The 17773-nt window shown below is 72.9% G+C and carries 14 protein-coding genes; 10 read left to right on the top strand and 4 right to left on the bottom strand.

Features of this window, described 5'->3' with window-relative positions; translation table 11 throughout:
* Positions 1-42: 42 nt before the first annotated feature.
* Genes ACQP2P_RS42715 through nirB form a run of 3 tightly spaced genes read right to left on the bottom strand, consistent with a single transcriptional unit; the run spans position 43 to position 3967 of the window.
* Complete coding sequence (locus ACQP2P_RS42715) at positions 43-1182, bottom strand: uroporphyrinogen-III synthase (RefSeq protein WP_433610938.1); 1140 nt, start codon at positions 1180-1182, stop codon at positions 43-45.
* Complete coding sequence (gene nirD / locus ACQP2P_RS42710) at positions 1179-1505, bottom strand: nitrite reductase small subunit NirD (protein ID WP_433610936.1); 327 nt, start codon at positions 1503-1505, stop codon at positions 1179-1181. Before nirD ends, ACQP2P_RS42715 begins: the two co-directional genes overlap by 4 nt.
* Positions 1502-3967 (bottom strand): nitrite reductase large subunit NirB, encoded by a 2466-nt coding sequence (gene nirB, locus ACQP2P_RS42705; protein ID WP_433610934.1) that lies wholly within the window; start codon positions 3965-3967, stop codon positions 1502-1504. Before nirB ends, nirD begins: the two co-directional genes overlap by 4 nt.
* 372 nt (positions 3968-4339) lie before the next feature.
* Between nirB and ACQP2P_RS42700 the strand changes: the two genes are divergently transcribed.
* The 10 genes from ACQP2P_RS42700 to tsaE all read left to right on the top strand — a co-directional run bounded on the left by ACQP2P_RS42700 (position 4340) and on the right by tsaE (position 14926).
* A complete protein-coding gene (locus ACQP2P_RS42700) occupies positions 4340-5053 on the top strand; it encodes a hypothetical protein (RefSeq protein ID WP_433610932.1) in 714 nt (237 codons plus the stop codon).
* A gap of 102 nt (positions 5054-5155) precedes the next feature.
* Complete coding sequence (locus ACQP2P_RS42695; protein WP_433610930.1) at positions 5156-6496, top strand: nitrate/nitrite transporter; 1341 nt, start codon at positions 5156-5158, stop codon at positions 6494-6496.
* A 245-nt stretch (positions 6497-6741) separates the two neighbouring features.
* Positions 6742-7185 (top strand): 50S ribosomal protein L13, encoded by a 444-nt coding sequence (gene rplM, locus ACQP2P_RS42690; protein ID WP_350611902.1) that lies wholly within the window; start codon positions 6742-6744, stop codon positions 7183-7185.
* A 20-nt stretch (positions 7186-7205) separates the two neighbouring features.
* The gene (gene rpsI / locus ACQP2P_RS42685) at positions 7206-7703 is read left to right on the top strand and encodes a 30S ribosomal protein S9 (RefSeq protein ID WP_433080762.1); all 498 of its coding nucleotides are present in this window, start codon (positions 7206-7208) and stop codon (positions 7701-7703) included.
* 114 nt (positions 7704-7817) lie between these two features.
* A complete protein-coding gene (gene glmM, locus ACQP2P_RS42680) occupies positions 7818-9164 on the top strand; it encodes a phosphoglucosamine mutase (protein WP_433610927.1) in 1347 nt (448 codons plus the stop codon).
* 13 nt (positions 9165-9177) lie between these two features.
* Entirely contained in the window at positions 9178-9936 is a 759-nt protein-coding gene (locus ACQP2P_RS42675; RefSeq protein ID WP_433610925.1) for an SDR family oxidoreductase, read from the top strand.
* 85 nt (positions 9937-10021) lie between these two features.
* Positions 10022-11893 (top strand): glutamine--fructose-6-phosphate transaminase (isomerizing), encoded by a 1872-nt coding sequence (gene glmS, locus ACQP2P_RS42670; RefSeq protein WP_433610923.1) that lies wholly within the window; start codon positions 10022-10024, stop codon positions 11891-11893.
* 23 nt (positions 11894-11916) lie between these two features.
* Positions 11917-13353 carry an NAD(P)H-hydrate dehydratase gene (locus ACQP2P_RS42665; RefSeq protein WP_433610921.1) on the top strand — a complete coding sequence of 479 codons (1437 nt, stop codon included), beginning with the start codon at positions 11917-11919 and terminating at the stop codon, positions 13351-13353.
* Between the two features lie 20 nt (positions 13354-13373).
* Positions 13374-14450 carry an alpha/beta fold hydrolase gene (locus tag ACQP2P_RS42660; protein ID WP_433610919.1) on the top strand — a complete coding sequence of 359 codons (1077 nt, stop codon included), beginning with the start codon at positions 13374-13376 and terminating at the stop codon, positions 14448-14450.
* On the top strand, positions 14447-14926 hold the full coding sequence (gene tsaE / locus ACQP2P_RS42655; protein ID WP_433610917.1) for a tRNA (adenosine(37)-N6)-threonylcarbamoyltransferase complex ATPase subunit type 1 TsaE: 480 nt from the start codon (positions 14447-14449) through the stop codon (positions 14924-14926). Before ACQP2P_RS42660 ends, tsaE begins: the two co-directional genes overlap by 4 nt.
* 714 nt (positions 14927-15640) lie before the next feature.
* On the opposite strand, the gene ACQP2P_RS42650 is transcribed toward tsaE, so the two are convergent.
* Positions 15641-17704, bottom strand: a complete 2064-nt coding sequence (locus ACQP2P_RS42650; protein WP_433610915.1) for an Hsp70 family protein — start codon at positions 17702-17704, stop codon at positions 15641-15643.
* Between the last annotated feature and the right edge of the window lie 69 nt (positions 17705-17773).

Here is a 17773-nt window from a genome sequence, read left to right as displayed (position 1 = left end):
GAAGGCAACGGGCGCCACCGGCACGAGGTGAGGGCGGGGGCCTCAGTCGACCCTGAGGCGGTAGCCGCGCTTCACCACCGTCTGGACGAAGGCCGAGCCGCCCAGCGCCGCCCGCAGGCGCGCCACCGCCATCTCCACCGCGTGCTCGTCCGCGCCCCGAGGCAGCTCGCGCAGCAGGGCCGCCCGCGACAGGACACGGCCCGGAGAGGCGGCCAGGGCGCGCAGGACCGCCATGGGGCCGGGCGCCAAGGGCTTCAAGGTGCCGTCGATGATCGCGGCGTGCCCGCGCAGGGTCACCGCGGCGCCCGCCACGTGCAGGGTGGGGGAGCGCTTCGGCAGCTCGTCCACGAGGATGCGGACGAGGGCGCCGAGGCGCGCCCGGGACGGGGCCGCCACCGGCACGCCCAGGCGTTGGAGCGGGGCGGCGGTCACCGGGCCCACGCACGCCGCGAGCACGTCGGTGCGCAGCGCCTCCAGCACGTCCGGCGCCTCCGGGCCGGCCACGCGCAGCAGCGAGCTCACGGCCGGGGCCGACGTGAACGTCACCGCGTCGACCAGGCGGGAGCAGGTCAGGTCGACCAGGCGGCGAAGGGGGGCCGGGTCGACCGGAGGCGCCCAGCGGTACACCGGAATCTCCACGACGATCGCGCCGGCCTCGCGCAGGGCGGACGTGAACTCGGGGTGGGGCTCGCCGTGCAGCTGCAGGGCGATGCGCCGGCCCGCGATGCCGCCGGGGAAGGACTGCGTCAGGTAGTCGAGCACCTCGTCGCAGCTCTCGGTCTCCGGGGACCAGGCCTCCAGCATGCCGGCCGCGCGGACGGCGCCCTTGGCCTTGGGGCCGCGCGCGATCAGGTACGCCTCGCTGAGCCGCGTCCGCAGCGCCTCCCCGAGACCCCAGCCCTCGGCGGCCTCGATCCAGCCGCGCAGGCCGATGCCCGTGGTGGCGATGACGATGTCGGGGGCCACGTCGACGCACGAGACCGTGGCCGCCTTGAGCTCGGTGTCGTCCGCGACCGGCACGATCCGCAGCGCCGGGGCGAGCACGACCCGGGCCCCGCGCCGCTCCAGCAGCGCGCTCAGCTCGTCGCGGCGCCGGTCCGCGGTCACGGCCACGGTGAACCCGGCGAGCGGCAGGTCCTCGCCGGACGCGGGCCGCGCCTCCAGCCGGCTGCCGGCGCTCATGCGAGACCGCCGATCTCCACCATGCCGTCGTTGACGCGCACGGAGTACACCGGAACCCGCATGCCCGGATCGTCGAGGCACTCGCCGGTGGAGAGGTCGAACGACTGCTTGTGCATGGGCGACGCGACCACGGCCCGATCGCCCCGGCTGCCGACGATCCCGCGCGAGAGCACGGCCGCGCCGCTGATCGGGTCGACGTTGCCGATGGCGTAGAGACCGCCGTCGAACACGCGGAACAGCGCCACCTGCTGCCCGCTGACGAGCGCGGCCACCCCGCGGTCCGGCTCCAGGCGGACGTACGGGCACACGGCGGTCCAGTTCATGGGCGCACTCCCAGCGCGACGGGTACGGGCTGTCCGCGTTCGGACACGAAGGTGATCGTCGGGTCGGGCGTGCCGGGCGCGTTCACGAACGACACGAACCGGGCCAGCCGCTGCGGGTCCTCGAGCGTCGCGCGCCACTCGTCGGCGTACGACGTGATGTGCCGCGCCATCTGCGCGTCGAGCTCCGCGGCGATGCCCAGGGAGTCCTCGACGATCACCGAGCGCAGATAGTCCAGGCCGCCCTCGAGCCCCTCGATCCAGGCCGCCGTGCGCTGGAGCCGGTCGGCGGTGCGGATGTAGAACATGAGGAACCGGTCCACGACCCGGATCAGCTCCTGCGTCGACAGGTCCGGCGCGAGCAGGTCGGCGTGGCGGGGCCGGAAGCCGCCGTTGCCCCCGACGTAGAGGTTCCAGCCCTGGTCGGTGGCGATGATGCCGAAGTCCTTGCCCCGGGCCTCGGCGCACTCGCGGGCGCAGCCGGACACCGCGGACTTGAGCTTGTGCGGGGCGCGCAGGCCGCGGTACCGCAGCTCGAGCTCGATCGCCAGCGCGACCGAGTCCTGCACGCCGTACCGGCACCAGGTCGACCCGACGCAGGACTTCACGGTGCGCAGCGCCTTGCCGTAGGCGTGCCCGGACTCGAACCCGGCCGCGACCAGCCGGCCCCAGATCGCGGGCAGCTGCTCGACCCGCGCCCCGAGCAGGTCGATGCGCTGGCCGCCGGTGATCTTCGTATACAGCTCGAAGTCCCGGGCCACCTCGCCGATCACGATCAGCTTCTCGGGCGTGATCTCCCCGCCGGGGATGCGCGGCACCACCGAGTAGGTGCCGTTGCGCTGGATGTTGGCCAGGAAGTGGTCGTTGGTGTCCTGCAGCGAGGCCTGCTCCCCGTCGAGGACGTAGTCGTTGTGCAGCGAGGAGAGGATCGAGGCGACCGTCGGCTTGCACACGTCGCAGCCGCGCCCGGTCCCGTGCTCGGCGATGAGCTGGGAGAAGGTGCGGATCTCGCGGATCCGCACGATGTCGAAGAGCTCGGCGCGGCTGTGCTCGAAGTGCTCGCACAACGCCTTCGAAGCCACGACCCCCTGCGCGGACAGGATCTTCTTCAGCAGCGGGACGCAGGACCCGCAGCTCGTCCCGGCCCGCGTGCACTCCTTGAGCGCGCCGACGTCGGTGCAGCCCTCGGTGATCGCGGCGACCACCTGGCCCTGGGTCACCGCGTTGCAGCTGCACACCTGCGCCTCGGCGGGCAGTGCCACGTCGCCGGACGCGTCCCCGGCCAGCAGCGCGAGCGGGTGCCCGGGCAGCGGGCCGCCGACGCTGGCGCGCAGGGTGGGGTACGCGCTCGCGTCCCCGACCAGGATGCCGCCCAGCAACGTCTGCGCGTCGTCGGAGAGCACCAGCTTCGCGTAGCGCCCGTTCGCCGGGTCGAGGTACACGATGTCGAGCAGGTCCGCCCGGGCGCCCGCCTCGGAAGGCAGGGCGTCGCCGAAGCTCGCGACGTCGACGCCGAGCAGCTTGAGCTTGGTCGACAGGTCGGCCCCGGGGAACTCGGCCGAGCCGCCGAGGAGCCGGTCGGCGACCACCTCGGCCATGGCGTACCCGGGCGCGACGAGCCCGTAGCAGTTGCCGTCGACCGCGGCGCACTCGCCGATCGCGTAGATCGCGGGGTCGTCGGTGCGGCAGGCGGAGTCCACGAGCACCCCGCCGCGCGGGCCCGTGGCCAGTCCGGCGGCCCGGGCGAGCTCGTCGCGGGGCCGGATGCCGGCCGCGACCACCACGAGGTCGGCCGGCACGTGGGCGCCGTCGGAGAGCGTCAGGTTGAGCCGCCCGCTCGGTGAGGTCTGCCGGATCGCGGTCGTGCCGGCGCCGAGGTGCACGCGCACGCCGAGGTCCTCGACGTAGCGGCGCAGCACCGCCCCGCCGGCCGCGTCGACCTGCATCGGCATCAGCCGCGGGGCGAACTCGATCACGTGCGTGCGCAGGCCGAGCAGGCGCAGCGCGTTGGCCGCCTCCAGGCCGAGCAGGCCGCCGCCGATGACCGCCCCGACCTCGCGGCCGCGGGCGTGGGCCCGGATGGCCTCGAGGTCGTCGAGGGTGCGGTAGACGAAGACGCCCGCCTGGTCCACCCCGGTGATCGGCGGCACGAACGCGGACGAGCCCGTGGCCAGGACCAGGGCGTCGTACTGGTACTGCGCGCGGGCCGTGCGCACCCGCCGGGCGCCCCGGTCGATCGACAGCACCGGCTCGCCGAGCCGGACGTCGACCCCCTCGGGCACGTCGTAGGTCAGCTCGTCGGCCGTGACCCCGTCGAAGTACGCCGACAGGCGCACCCGGTCGTAGGCGCCGCGGCCCTCCTCGGCGAGCACGGTGATGCGCCACCGGCGCCCGGGGTCGCGAGCGGTCAGCGCCTCGGCGAACCGGTGCCCGACCATGCCGTGCCCGACGACCACGACATGCATAGACGAACCTGAGTTCTTCATTCGTGCGCCCCGGTAACGCTGGCATGACACAGCCATTTCGGTGCTGTAACAACCCTGCGACCGCGGTGCTCGCGGGCGGGGCGGCAGGCGTCGACCGCTTCGGACATGGCCCAAAGGCTGCCGGTGGGCGGTTTCGCTCCAAAGTCCCGAATGTTTCGCGCCTGCTAAGAGCGCCTCACACGCATCGACATCGGGCCGTTACCGTTCCGTGTCGGAATCACTGTCGACAAACATCGATGGAATCCCGGATTTTGGGCGTCGGTTGTGCCAGATCTTCACACTGTAGGGTGGCGACGGTTCGCGGCTGGGTAAAGAACCACCGACCCCTATGTAGCAACGAGGAGGAAGCAGATGCGCACGACCGGCAAGGCCGCACTCGCGGCCGTTGCGGTGCTCAGCATCGGGCTCACCGGATGCGGTGGCGACAAGGCTCAACCCGGGGCCGGGGCCTCGGCCGGAGCCTCGGGCGCCGCGGGCACCGGCACGTCGGCCGGCGCCTCCGCCGGCGCCTCGGGCGACACCGGTGGCACGACCGGCGGCGGCGCCGGCAGCGTGGCGTCGTGCCTGGTCGGCACGTGGAAGGCCGACAACATCACCGGCAAGCTCTCCGGCCCGGTGGGCGGCACGTTCCAGGGCGGCGGCGGCACCCTGCTCACGATCGACTCCGGCGGCAAGGCGCAGGTCGACTTCGGCTCCATGCAGCCGGTGACCTTCACGTTCTCCGTCTCCGGCAACGACGTGAAGGGCAGTTTCTCCTACGGCGGCAAGGTCAACGGCGCGGTCAAGAGCCCGTCGGGCACGACCGGCACGCTCGAGCCGAGCGGCCCCGTGGACTTCAGCACGCTCACGGTGACCGTGGACCTCACCGCGCCCGTCGCCCAGCGCGTGGCCGACAAGGTCTCGATCTCCGAGTTCGCCGGGACGGGCACCGCCAACACCGGCGGGGCCGTGGACGCCCAGCCGATCCTCAAGAAGAGCCAGTACGAGTGCGGCAGCGGCACCCTGAAGCTCTCGCCGCCCGCCGGTGCCGACGACACCGGCACCTGGACGTTCAAGAAGGCCTAGCAACGGTTTCCGGACGGCGGCGGATCGCTCACAAGGGCAGATCCGCCGCCGTCAGGGAAAGAGGCCGCCACCTGAAACAGGGCGGTCCTAGCATCCACGGCCATGACTCTTGCCGTGGACAAACCGCAGTCTCAGCCCGAGCCGCGCCGCGGCCGGTGGATCGACGAGTGGCACCCCGAGGACCCCGAGTTCTGGGCGCGGACCGGCGCGAGGATCGCCCGGCGCAACCTGATCGTCTCCATCCTTTCCGAGCACATCGGCTTCTCGATCTGGAGCCTGTGGTCGGTCTTCGTGCTCTTCCTGGGCCCCAGGTATGGGCTCGACCCCGCGCAGAAGTTCCTGCTCACGAGCGCGCCGACGCTGGTCGGGGCCGTTCTGCGGCTGCCGTACACCTTCGCCGTGGCCACGTTCGGCGGGCGCAACTGGACGATCTTCAGCGCCCTGCTGCTCCTGGTGCCGACGATCTTCGCGGGCATCATCCTCGAGCCGGGCGTCTCGTTCCCTGTGCTGCTCGTCGCGGCCTCCGTGGCCGGCGTCGGCGGCGGCAACTTCGCGTCCTCGATGGCCAACATCAACGCCTTCTACCCGCAGCGCCTGAAGGGCTGGGCGCTGGGCGTCAACGCCGGCGGCGGCAACATCGGGGTGGCCGCGGTGCAGCTCGTCGGGCTGCTCGTGCTCGCCACCGCCGGGGCGGCCCACCCGCGGCTCATCGTGCTGATCTACCTGCCGCTGATCGTCATCGCCGCGGCGCTGGCCGCGATCTACATGGACAACCTGACGCACGCCTCGAACGACCGGCGGGCGATGCGCGACGTGATCAAGGACGGCCACGCCTGGATCATGTCCCTGCTCTACATCGGGACGTTCGGTTCCTTCATCGGCTTCGGGTTCGCCTTCGGGCAGGTGCTCCAGGTGCAGTTCAAGGCCGACTTCGACACCCCGGTGAAGGCGGCCTACCTCACCTTCCTCGGGCCGCTGCTCGGCTCGCTCATCCGCCCGGTCGGGGGGATGCTGGCCGACCGCTTCGGCGGTGCGCTGATCACCTTCTGGAACTTCGTGGCCATGGCGCTCGGCGCGGCCACCGTCCTGCTCGCCTCGCGCCTGCACTCGCTGCCGCTGTTCGTGACCGGGTTCGTGTTCCTGTTCATCTTCAGCGGCCTCGGCAACGGCTCGACGTACAAGATGATCCCGGCGATCTTCAAGGCCAAGTTCCCGGCCGACGAGCGCGAGGCCCGCCGGCTGGCGACCGCGCTCATCGGCGTGGCCGGGGCGATCGGGGCGGCCGGCGGGGTGCTCGTGAACCTCGCCTTCCGCGAGTCCTTCCTGACGTACAAGACCGGTGACGGGGCGTACATCGCGTTCATCGCCTTCTACGCCCTGTGCTTCGGCGTCACCTGGCTGGTCTACCTGCGCCGATCGCCGCGCAAGCTCGCCGGCGTGTAGCGGTAGCGAGCGGGCGTGGTGGCCGGTCACCAGGGACCGGTCACCATGAACACCGCCTGGGCCCGGCACGAGCACCCCGATTTGGCTCCGGTGGGCGCGCCGAGTATCGTGGATTGCTGTTGTGCGATGACAAGGCGTTCCCACCGTTCGGGTACGCTGGATGATCGTGCGCCCGGACTGATTCGGTTCAGCGCCGTCATCGAGACGCACCCCAGAACCGACGACGTGGAAGACAAGGTAGACCTGTGGGTACGTACAGCCCGAAGCCGGGCGAGATCGAGCGCGTGTGGCACGTCATCGACGCCACCGACGTTGTGCTCGGCCGCCTCGCCACGCACGCTGCGACGCTGCTGCGCGGCAAGCACAAGCCGACGTTCGCCCCGCACGTGGACACCGGCGACTTCGTCATCGTGATCAACGCCGGCAAGGTGGCGCTGACCGGCAACAAGCGGCAGACGAAGGTGGCCTACCGCCACTCGGGCTACCCGGGTGGTCTGAAGCGGGTCGGCTACGAGGAGCTGCTCACCAAGAACCCCGAGCGGGCGATCGAGCTGGCCGTCAAGGGCATGCTCCCGCACAACCGTCTGGGCGCGCGCCAGATCCACAAGCTGAAGGTGTACGCGGGGTCCGAGCACCCGCACGCCGCTCAGCTGCCCCAGCCGTTCGAGATCAAGCAGATCGCGCAGTGAGCGCGGACGAAGGACTGAGCGTGACCGACGAGACCACCGCCGCCCCGACGCCGGCCGCTGTCGCGACCGTCGAGACCCCCGCCGCCCCGGCCGCCACGGCCACGGCGGCGCCGACCCGCGCGCGCCGCGCCGGCCAGCCGATCCAGACCGTCGGTCGCCGCAAGGAGGCCATCGTCCGGGTCCGCCTGGTCCCCGGCACCGGCAAGTTCCTGCTCAACGGCCGTGAGCTCGAGAACTACTTCCCGAGCAAGGTGCACCAGCAGTCGGTGAAAGAGCCGCTCGTGATCGTGGAGAAGGCCGAGGCGTTCGACGTCTTCGCCAACCTGCGCGGCGGCGGCACCACCGGCCAGGCGGGTGGCCTGCGCCTCGCGATCGCCCGCGCCCTGGTCGAGAACGACCCGGACGACCGGCCCGCGCTCAAGAAGGCCGGCTTCCTGACCCGGGACGCCCGCGCCACCGAGCGCAAGAAGTACGGTCTGAAGAAGGCCCGTAAGGCTCCTCAGTACTCGAAGCGCTAACGAAGCACGTCGGCCGGGTGCCACCCTGGGAGGTGGGCGCCCGGCCGTTTCGTGTCGCGCGGACGGGTACAGGCGGGCGAGGCGCGCGGTGGTTCGACCTTGGGAGGTTTCGCGATGGGGCGACTCTTCGGCACTGACGGAGTCCGTGGGCGGGCCAACGCCGACCTGACTCCCGAGCTGGCGATGGGGGTCGCCATCGCCGCGGCCCAGGCGCTGTTCGAGCACGATCACTCCCATGCGCCGGTCGCGGTCGTCGGGCGGGACCCGCGCGCGAGCGGCGAGATGCTGGAGGCGGCCGTCGTGGCCGGCCTCACCAGCGCGGGCGCGAACGTGGTGCGGGTCGGCGTGCTGCCGACGCCCGCGGTGGCCTATCTCACCGGCGTGCTGAACGCCGACATCGGCGTGATGCTCTCGGCCTCGCACAACCCGATGCCCGACAACGGGATCAAGCTCTTCGCCGCCGGCGGGCACAAGCTGCCCGACGAGGTCGAGGACGAGATCGAGAGCCTCATGGAGGGCGCCAGCCACCGCCGGCCCACGGGCGCCGGGGTCGGCCGGGTCACCGACTACGCCGACGGCGAGGACCGCTACGTCCAGCACCTGCTGACCTCGCTGCCGAGCCCGCTGGCCGAGCTGACCGTCGTGGTCGACTGCGCCAACGGGGCCGCCTCGTCCGCCGCGCCCGAGGCCTACCGCCGCGCCGGCGCCTCGGTCATCGCGATCAACGCGGACCCCGACGGCCTCAACATCAACGAGGACTGCGGCTCCAACCACATCGCCGCCCTGCGCCAGGCGGTCGTCGAGCACGGCGCCGACCTCGGCATCGCGCACGACGGCGACGCCGACCGGTGCATCGCGGTGGCCGCGGACGGCACCGAGATCGACGGCGACCAGATCATGGCGATCCTGGCGCTGTCCATGCGCGAGGCCGGCCAGCTGACCGAGGACACCCTCGTCGCGACCGTCATGAGCAACCTGGGGCTGAAGCTGGCCATGGCCGAGGCCGGCATCCGGCTGCTGGAGACCAAGGTCGGCGACCGGTACGTGCTGGAGGAGCTGCGGGCCAAGGGCCTCGCGCTCGGCGGCGAGCAGAGCGGGCACATCGTCATGCCGGCGTTCGCCACCACCGGCGACGGCGTGCTGACCGCCCTGCACCTCATGGGGCGCATGGAGCGCACGGGCAAGAGCCTCAAGGAGCTCGCGTCCGTGGTGCACCGGCTGCCGCAGGTGATGATCAACGTGCCCGTGCTCGACCGGGCCGCGGCCGCCCGCTCGCCGCAGGTGCTCGACGCGGCCAAGCAGGTCGAGGCCGAGCTCGGCGGGGCGGGCCGGGTGCTGCTGCGCCCCTCCGGCACCGAGCAGCTCGTCCGGGTCATGGTCGAGGCCGGCACGCAGGAGGTCGCCAAGGCGGCCGCCGAGCGGATCGCTCACATTGTGCGGACGGTCAGTCCTACTCAGTAGTAACCTGCGCGCCATGACAGAAGCCCGCACCGTCATCGTCACCGGCGCATCCCGCGGCATCGGCAAGGCGAGCGCCCTCGCCTTCGCCGCCGAGGGCTGCAACGTCGTGCTCACCTCGCGCAAGATCGAAACCCTGGACGAGGTCGCGGCCGAGATCACCGCGCGGTTCCCGGGCGTCGGCGTGCTCACCCACGCCGCGCACGCCGCCGAGCCGGACCAGGCCTCGGCGGTGGTCGAGGCCGCCATGGCCCGCTTCGGCGCGATCGACGTGCTGGTCAACAACGCCGGCACGAACCCGTACTTCGGACCGCTCATGGACATCGACCCGGTCCGCGCCGAGAAGACCGTCCGGCTCAACCAGTTCGGCCCGGTGCTGTGGAGCCAGCTGGTGTGGAAGGCCTCGATGTCGCAGCGCGGCGCGGGCACGATCGTCAACGTCGCCTCGGTCGGCGGCGTGCTCACCGAGCCGGGGATCGGCTACTACAACGCGACCAAGGCCGCCGTCATCCACCTGACCCGTCAGCTGGCGGCCGAGCTGGCCCCCGTCCGGGTGAACGCCGTCGCGCCCGGGATCGTGCGCACCCATCTGGCGCGCGGGCTGTGGGAGAGCAACGAGGACTTCCTCAACGACAAGCTCCCGCTCGGGCGCATCGGCGAGCCGGACGACATCGCCGATGTCATCACCTTCCTGGCCGGTCCTGCGTCACGCTGGATGACGGGCCAGACCCTGGTGGTCGACGGCGGGGCGCAGATCCGCTCCTCGCTCATCTAGTCGTACCCGTTCGTGCGCAGTTCCCGTGCGCGTATGCGACAGTTTCGCGCACGGGACCTGCGCGAAAGTCTGCTACGGTACGGGCATGTGCGGAATCGTGGGGTACGCCGGCGCCCGGCCGGCTCTGAACATCGTGCTGGACGGGCTGCGGCGGCTGGAGTACCGCGGCTACGACTCCGCCGGCGTCGCGGTCGTGAACGGTGAGCTGCTCACCGCCAAGCGCGCCGGCAAGCTCGCCAACCTGGAGAAGGCGCTCGCCGACGAGAGCTCCCACGGCCTGGACGTCGGCACGACCGGCATCGGCCACACCCGCTGGGCCACGCACGGCGGCCCGACCGACCGCAACGCGCATCCGCACCGCTCGTTCGACGGCCGGGTCGCGGTGATCCACAACGGCATCATCGAGAACTTCGCCAAGCTGCGGGCCGAGCTGGAGGACGGCGGCATCGAGTTCGCCAGCGACACCGACTCCGAGTGCGCCGCCCACCTCCTCGCGCAGGCCCTGGCCGACGCGGCGGGGGACACCCCGGCCGAGCGGCTGGCCGAGGCCATGCGCGCCGTGTGCCGCCGCCTGGAGGGCGCGTTCACCCTGCTCGCCGTGGACGTGCGGGCCCCGGGCGTGGTGGTCGGTGCCCGGCGCAACTCCCCGCTCGTCGTCGGCCGCGGCCAGGGCGAGAACTACCTGGCCAGCGACGTCTCAGCGTTCATCGAGCACACCCGCGAGGCGGTCGAGCTCGGCCAGGATCAGGTCGTGCTCATCAGCGGCGACGACATCGTGATCACCGACTTCCTCGGCAACCCCGCCGAGGGCAAGACGTTCCACATCGACTGGGACGCCTCGGCCGCCGAGAAGGGCGGCTACGACTACTTCATGCTCAAGGAGATCGCCGAGCAGCCGCACGCGGTCGCCGAGACGCTGCTGGGCCGGCTCAACGAGCACGGCGACCTCATGCTCGACGAGGTCCGCCTCACCGACCAGGACCTGCGCGACGTCGACAAGGTGTTCATCGTCGCCTGCGGCACGGCCTACCACGCGGGAATGGTCGCCAAGTACGCGATCGAGCACTGGACCCGCATCCCCTGCGAGGTCGAGCTGGCCAGCGAGTTCCGCTACCGCGACCCGGTGCTCGACCGCTCCACGCTGGTCGTGTCCATCTCCCAGTCCGGCGAGACCATGGACACCCTGATGGCGCTGCGCCACGCCAAGGAGCAGAAGGCGCGGGTGCTGGCGATCTGCAACACCAACGGCTCCACGATCCCGCGCGAGTCCGACGCCGTGCTCTACACCCACGCCGGCCCGGAGATCGCGGTCGCCTCCACCAAGGCGTTCCTGACCCAGCTGGTGGCCTGCTATCTCGTCGGGCTGCACCTGGCCCAGGTGCGCGGGGTGAAGTACGCCGACGAGGTCGCCGCCGTCGTCGCCCAGCTGCAGGAGATGCCGGCCAAGATCGAGCAGGTGCTGGCGATGATGGCCCCGATCCGCGAGCTCGCCCGCGAGCTGGCCGAGGCCAAGAGCGTGCTGTTCATCGGGCGGCACGTGAGCTACCCGGTGGCCCTGGAGGGCGCGCTGAAGCTCAAGGAGCTGGCGTACATGCACGCCGAGGGCTTCGCCGCCGGCGAGCTCAAGCACGGCCCCATCGCGCTGATCGACGAGGGCACGCCCGTCGTGTGCGTGGTGCCCTCGCCCCGGGGCCGCGGCGTGCTGCACGACAAGGTCGTCTCCAACATCCAGGAGGTCCGCGCCCGCGGCGCCCGCACGATCGTGATCGCCGAGGAGGGGGACGTGGCCGTGAAGCCCTACGCCGATCACCTCTTCTACGTCCCGGTCACCCCGACGCTGCTCGCCCCGCTCGTCACCACGGTGCCGCTGCAGGTCCTGGCCTGCGAGATCGCCTCGGCCCGGGGCCACGACGTGGATCAGCCGCGCAACTTGGCCAAGTCCGTGACCGTCGAATAGGGCCCGTGTGGTTGGGTTGTTCCGTGAGAGCAGCCTGGCGGGTCGCGCAGGTGCGCGCGGCCGAAGAGTCCCTGATGCAAACGCTGCCCGACGGCGCGCTCATGCAGCGCGCCGCCGCCGGCCTGGCCCGGCGCTGCGCCGACACCCTGCCCAGGGTGTACGGCGCGCGCGTCCTGCTCCTCGTCGGCCCCGGCAACAACGGCGGCGACGCGCTCTACGCCGGTGCCCTGCTGGCCCGCCGTGGGGCCCGTGTCGACGCGCTGCTCTTCGACCCCGACCGGGTGCACCGGGGCGGGGCCGAGGCGCTGTACCGGGCCGGGGGACGCCTGAGTGAGGCCGCCCCGGACGGGGCCGACCTCGTGGTCGACGGCATCCTCGGCATCGGCGGGCACGGCGGCCTGCGCGAGCCCGCCGCCGCCAAGGTCGCCGACATCGCCGGCATCCTCATCGGCGCGCCCGTGATCGCCGTGGACGTGCCCTCGGGGGTCGACGCCGACACGGGGGCCGTGACCGGCATGGCGGTGCACGCGGACATCACCGTGACCTTCGGCGTGCTCAAGCCGGGCCTGCTCGTCGGGGCGGGCGCGGTGCACGCCGGCATCGTCGAGCTCGTCGACATCGGACTCACCGGGCACCTCGACGGGGAGCCGGCGCTGTACGTCCCCGACTCCGACGACATCGCGGCGTGGTGGCCGCGGGCGCAGCCCAGCGACAACAAGTACTCCCGCGGGGTCGTCGGGCTCGCGACCGGGTCGGACAAGTACCCGGGCGCCGCGGTGCTCTCCACCGCCGGGGCGCTGGCCGGGCCGGTCGGGCTGGTGCGGTACGCCGGGAGCGCCGCCGACGCCGTGCGGTTGCACCACCCGCCGGTCATCGCCACCGAGCGGGTCGCCGACGCCGGGCGCGTGCAGGCCTGGGCCTGCGGCAGCGGCCTCGGCACCGACGAGCGCGCCTACGGCGAGCTGCGCGCGGTGCTCGGCGCCCCGGTGCCCGCGATCCTCGACGCCGACGCGCTCACCCTGCTCGCCGACGCCCGCCTGGCCGACTGGCTGCGCGAGCGCGACGCGCCCACCGTCGTCACCCCGCACGACGGGGAGTTCCAGCGGCTCTCCGGCGGCGCGCCCGGCGACGACCGGGTCGCGGCGGCCGTGACCCTCGCGGCCCGGATGGACGCGGTGGTTCTGCTCAAGGGCTACCGGACCATCGTGGCGACCCCGGACGGACGGGTCTACGTGAACCTGACCGGCACCGCGGCGCTGGCCACCGGAGGCACCGGGGACGTGCTCGCCGGGCTGCTCGGCGCGCTGCTCGCCGGGGGCATGCAGGCCGAGCACGCGGCCGTGGCCGCCGCCTACACGCACGGGCTGGCCGGGCGGCGCGCGGCCGAGGGCGGGCCGGTGACCGCCTCCGACGTGGCCTCCCACCTGCGCGGGGCCGTCGGGAGCTTAACCCGTCGGTAACGACCGTTTAGGCTCTTGTCATGGGCACAGAGGTGGTCAAGGGCGGCAGCCGCAAGCGCACTGCCGGGATCATCGGGGCGATCGTCGGCCTCGCCGCGGCCGGGGTCGCGGCGGGGGTGGCCACCGAGCGGTACCTCGTGCGCCGCTCCAAGACCGCCGACGACCCGTACGCCGACGAGGACTTCGGCGTCTGGGCCGCGGACGAGCAGCTGACGGTCACCACGGACGACGGCATCGACCTGCACGTCGAGGTCGTCGCGGGGCCGGTGGACGAGCCCGGCCCGACGCTGGTCTTCGTGCACGGGTTCTGCCTGGACATGGGCACGTTCCACTTCCAGCGCACGTACTTCGAGGGCAAGCACCGCATGGTCTTCTACGACCAGCCCGGGCACGGTCGCTCGGGGCGGCTGAGCAAGGGGGAGTACACGATCGACGCCCTCGGCTCCGGGCTCCGCGCGGTGATCGCGGCCACGTGCCCCGAGGGCCCGATCATCCTGGTCGGGCACTCGATGGGCGGCATGACGATCATGGCCCTGGCCGAGCAGGTGCCCGAGCTGTTCGAGAACCGGGTCGTGGCCTGCGTGCTCATCTCCACCTCGGCCGGCAAGCTGGACCAGGTCACGTTCGGCTTCCCCGAGGTCGTGGCCCGGTTCCGCCGGCCGCTGCTGCCGGTCGTCGGGCTCGCCGGCCCGATCAGCTCGTCCGTGATCGACCGCGCCCGGAAGGCCTCGACCGACCTCGCCTGGCTGCTGACCCGCCGCTACGGGTTCGGCACGTCCCGGCCCAGTCCGGCGCTGGTGTCGTACGTCGAGAAGATGAACTCGACCACGTCGACCGAGGTCATCGCCAGGTATCTGCGCACCCTCTACACGCACTCGCGGCTGCTCGTCCTCGGCCCGCTACGCTCGGTCCCCGTGCTACTGGTCTGCGGCGACAAGGACGTGTTGACGCCGCTGGCCCACACGTACGAGATAACGTCGGTGCTGCCCGAGGCGGAGCTGGTCGTCGTCGCCGACGGCGGCCACGTGGTGCTCCTCGAGCACGCCGACGAGGTCAACGAGGCCATGGACCTGTTCCTCACGAAGGTGCTGCAGTGACTCGAATCCTGTCCACCGTCGAGCAGACGCGGGACTTCGGCAAGGCGCTCGCTTCCGTGCTACGCGCGGGCGACCTGGTCGTGCTCACCGGCCCGCTCGGCGCCGGCAAGACCGCCCTGGCGCAGGGCGTGGGCGCGGGGCTCGCCGTGCGCGGCGACGTCACCTCCCCGACGTTCGTGATCGCGCGCGTGCACCGGCCCGACGCCGAGCGCGGGGGCACGCTGCCGATGGTGCACGTCGACGCGTACCGGCTCGGCAACGTCTCCGACCCGATCGGCGAGGTGGACGCGCTCGACCTCGACGCGACGCTGGAGGACTCCGTCACGCTGGTCGAGTGGGGCGAGGGGCTGGTCGAGCAGCTCAGCGACGAGCACCTGGAGGTGCGCCTCGACCGCCGCGACGACGACTCGCGCGTGGTGGCGCTGATCCCGCGGGGCGGGGACTGGGCGGCGCGCGCGGAGGCGTTCGCTCGCTGAGCCTCGCCTGGGTGCTCGGCGCCGCGGGTGTGGCCCGATAAGTCGGGCACTCCGTGCCGCGACTTATCGGATTTATACCTTAAGTCGGATTTGCGCGAGTGGCCGTCGCGCGGTCGCCGGAACCGCAGCTCGGCGCCGGAATGGGGCGGAGTCGCCGCGGAAGTCCAGCTCGGCGCCGGAATGGGGCGCGGTCGCCCCAGAAGTCCAGCTCGGCTCCGAAATGGGGCCGGCCCTCGCCGCCGCTGTCGATGCGATGCGTGGCAAGGCGAAGACGTTGTGGGCGGCCGCGGGGCTGATGCCGCCGGTGTCGGCGCCGTGCGCAGGCGGGTGCCGACGGTTTGGGCGGCGCGGCGCGGTGCCGGTGTTGCGGGTGGCCGCGCGGGGCGGTGCCGGTGTTGCGGGTGGCGGCGTGGGGCGGTGCCTGTGTTGTGGGTGGCGGCGCGGGGCGGTGCCCGTGTTGTGGGTGGCCGCGCGGGTGCCGGCCTTGCGGGTGGCGGCGCGGGGCCGGTGTCGCCGTCGCTGGTGCCGTGCGCGGGCGAGTGAGGGCGTCGTGGCCGGCCGCGCGGAGCAGGTGCCGGTGTTGTCGATGCCGCGCGGTCGCCGTGAACGCCCAGCCGGTGGCTCAGGCGGGCTTGGAGCACGTCCCAGACGTCGGCTCAGGTGCCGGTGGTGTTGTCGGTGCCGCGCGGTCGCCGTGAACGTCCAGCCGTTGGCTCAGGCGGGCTGGAGCACTTCCCAGACGTCGACCCACGTGCCGGCGTCGTCGGTGCCGCGCGCGAGCAGGTGGCGCCCCTCGTGGCAGAACGCGGTGCTCACCGAGCGGCCCGGCGTCAGGTCGGCCCGGAACACCTCGGCCTCCGTCTCCAGGTCGCGGACCGACAGGGTGCCGTCCAGCGCCGCGGCGCGCAGCCGGCCGTCCGGGCTCTCCATCTCCGCCGCGAACGCGTCCGCGCGGCTCGACTCGGTGTAGCCGGCGAAGCGCCGGGGCAGGTCCTCGCCCACGATCCGGTCGAGGCGGGCGCCGGTGGCGAGGTCCCACACGGTCGCGACGTCCCGGCGGTAGCGGCCGACGTGCGCCGCGCCCTCGCCCGTGGTGACGAGGCGCCATTCGGCCTCATTGAGCAGTACGGCATCCGGCTTGTGCACATCGGAGAAGCTCGCCGTCACACGGCCGGAGAGCACGTCCCAGACCGCGAAGTGCCCCTCGGCGTCCCAGGTCACGAGGGCCAGCTGCTGGCCCGGCCCCAGCGCGACCTGCGCGTGCCCGCCCCGCCCGGCGCCGCGGCCCGGCCGCAGCTCGGTGACCAGGGCGCCGGTGGCGATCGCGCGCACCTTGACGTATTCGCCGTCGGCCGAGCACTCCACGAGCGTGCGCCGGTCCGGCGTGAGCAGCCAGTCCCCGGCCACGCGCAGGTGATGGCGCTTGGCCAGCTGGAACCGCTCGGGCGCGGCCGGTTCCAGGCGTGCGTGCGCGGCCACGGCGCCGGAGACCACCATGCCCCCGATCGCGACCCGCTGCTCGAGCAGGATTCCCTCGCCGCGGCCGGACGTGAGGTCGAAGACGCGGTCGTCGGCGGTGCGCACCTGGGCGAGGGGAGCCTCGCGGCCGTACGCCTCGCCCTCCTTCACCAGCCAGCGCACCAGCCGCCCGCGCCCGCCCGGGATGGTCCAGGACAGCGGCTCGACGCGCCACGAGGGCGGGTCGGCGGCCACGCCGCGCGCCGAGCGCCCGCGCGCCCACGCCGCGGCTCCGCGTAACACCGCCAGCTCCGGGTCGGCCGGGCGGGTCACCGGGCGCCCGAGCCCGTCGTGCAGGACCTGGCCGATCCCCGGCAGCCGGGCCGCGCCGCCGACGAGCAGCACCGCGGCCACGTCCGGGGGCCGGATGCCCGCTCGCGCCACGACGGCCCGGGCGCTGGCGATCAGCCACCGCGCCGCGGGTTCGGTGAGCCGGTCGAGGAGCCGGCGGTCCATCCGGTACGGCGGAACCCCCGCCTCCACCTCGTCCGCGGCCTCGGGGACGTCGGCGAGGCGGTGCTTGAGCCGGCGCACGATGTCCAGCGCGTGCAGGTTCGCCCGCACGCTGGTGTCCCCGCCGGCCGCGAACGCGGGCTCGACCCACTCGGCCAGCGCGGCGCGCAGATCGGCGACGAGCATGACGTCGATGTCGCGGCCGGTGCCCGAGCTTTCCTGGCTCAGCGGCACGGGACGGCCGTGCTGCATCTGCGCGAGCGTCGCCGTCCAGGTCGCCCCGAGATCACAGACGAGCACGTAGCCGCCCTCGGGCACCTCCAGCATCGTCATCGGGTCGAGCACCGCGGCGCTCGCGTCCACGACGAGCTCGGCGTCGGGGAAGCCGGCCACGGCGGCGGCCGCGACCAGCGCCTCGCGTCGCGGATCATGGGTCCGGTACGCCGCCGGAGCGCTCAGCACCAGGCGCGCGATCGGGCCGTACACCCGGCGCGCCTCGTCCACGATGGGCTCCAGCGCGGCGCCGAGCAGCTCGACGCCGCTCACGAGCTGGTCGCCGAGCCAGATGGGCGCGCCGGCGTCGACCGCGCGGCGCACGCCGTCGACGTACTCGCGCGGGTGACTGTCGCGGGCCTGCTCGGCCGCCGCCCCGACGAGCAGCCGCGAGCGGCCGGCCATCGTGGCGCTGCCCGGCCAGCGGGGCGCGCCCGTCACCGGCTCGCGCACCGGGTGCAGGTCATCGGGCAGCACGACAGCGGCGGACAGGGCCCAGGACCCGATGTCCACGACCAGGATCGGTGCGTTCACGGCGGCTCTCTCCCCGCGTCGACAGGCGCCGATGCTAGGTCTCCCTCATTGCGGCGCTGTTAACTGATT

This window comes from Dactylosporangium sp. CA-139114, from assembly GCF_050955725.1.
Lineage (GTDB): Bacteria > Actinomycetota > Actinomycetes > Mycobacteriales > Micromonosporaceae > Dactylosporangium.
The sequence above is the reverse complement of the archived record's forward strand: the minus strand, read 5'-3'. Positions and strand labels throughout refer to the sequence as shown.

Coding starts and splice junctions, on each gene's coding strand:
- ACQP2P_RS42715 (WP_433610938.1), bottom strand. CDS start 1,182: ATGAGCGCCGGCAGCCGGCTGGAGGCGCGGCCCGCGTCCGGCGAGGAC.
- nirD (WP_433610936.1), bottom strand. CDS start 1,505: ATGAACTGGACCGCCGTGTGCCCGTACGTCCGCCTGGAGCCGGACCGC.
- nirB (WP_433610934.1), bottom strand. CDS start 3,967: ATGCATGTCGTGGTCGTCGGGCACGGCATGGTCGGGCACCGGTTCGCC.
- ACQP2P_RS42700 (WP_433610932.1), top strand. CDS start 4,340: ATGCGCACGACCGGCAAGGCCGCACTCGCGGCCGTTGCGGTGCTCAGC.
- ACQP2P_RS42695 (WP_433610930.1), top strand. CDS start 5,156: ATGACTCTTGCCGTGGACAAACCGCAGTCTCAGCCCGAGCCGCGCCGC.
- glmM (WP_433610927.1), top strand. CDS start 7,818: ATGGGGCGACTCTTCGGCACTGACGGAGTCCGTGGGCGGGCCAACGCC.
- ACQP2P_RS42675 (WP_433610925.1), top strand. CDS start 9,178: ATGACAGAAGCCCGCACCGTCATCGTCACCGGCGCATCCCGCGGCATC.
- glmS (WP_433610923.1), top strand. CDS start 10,022: ATGTGCGGAATCGTGGGGTACGCCGGCGCCCGGCCGGCTCTGAACATC.
- ACQP2P_RS42660 (WP_433610919.1), top strand. CDS start 13,374: ATGGGCACAGAGGTGGTCAAGGGCGGCAGCCGCAAGCGCACTGCCGGG.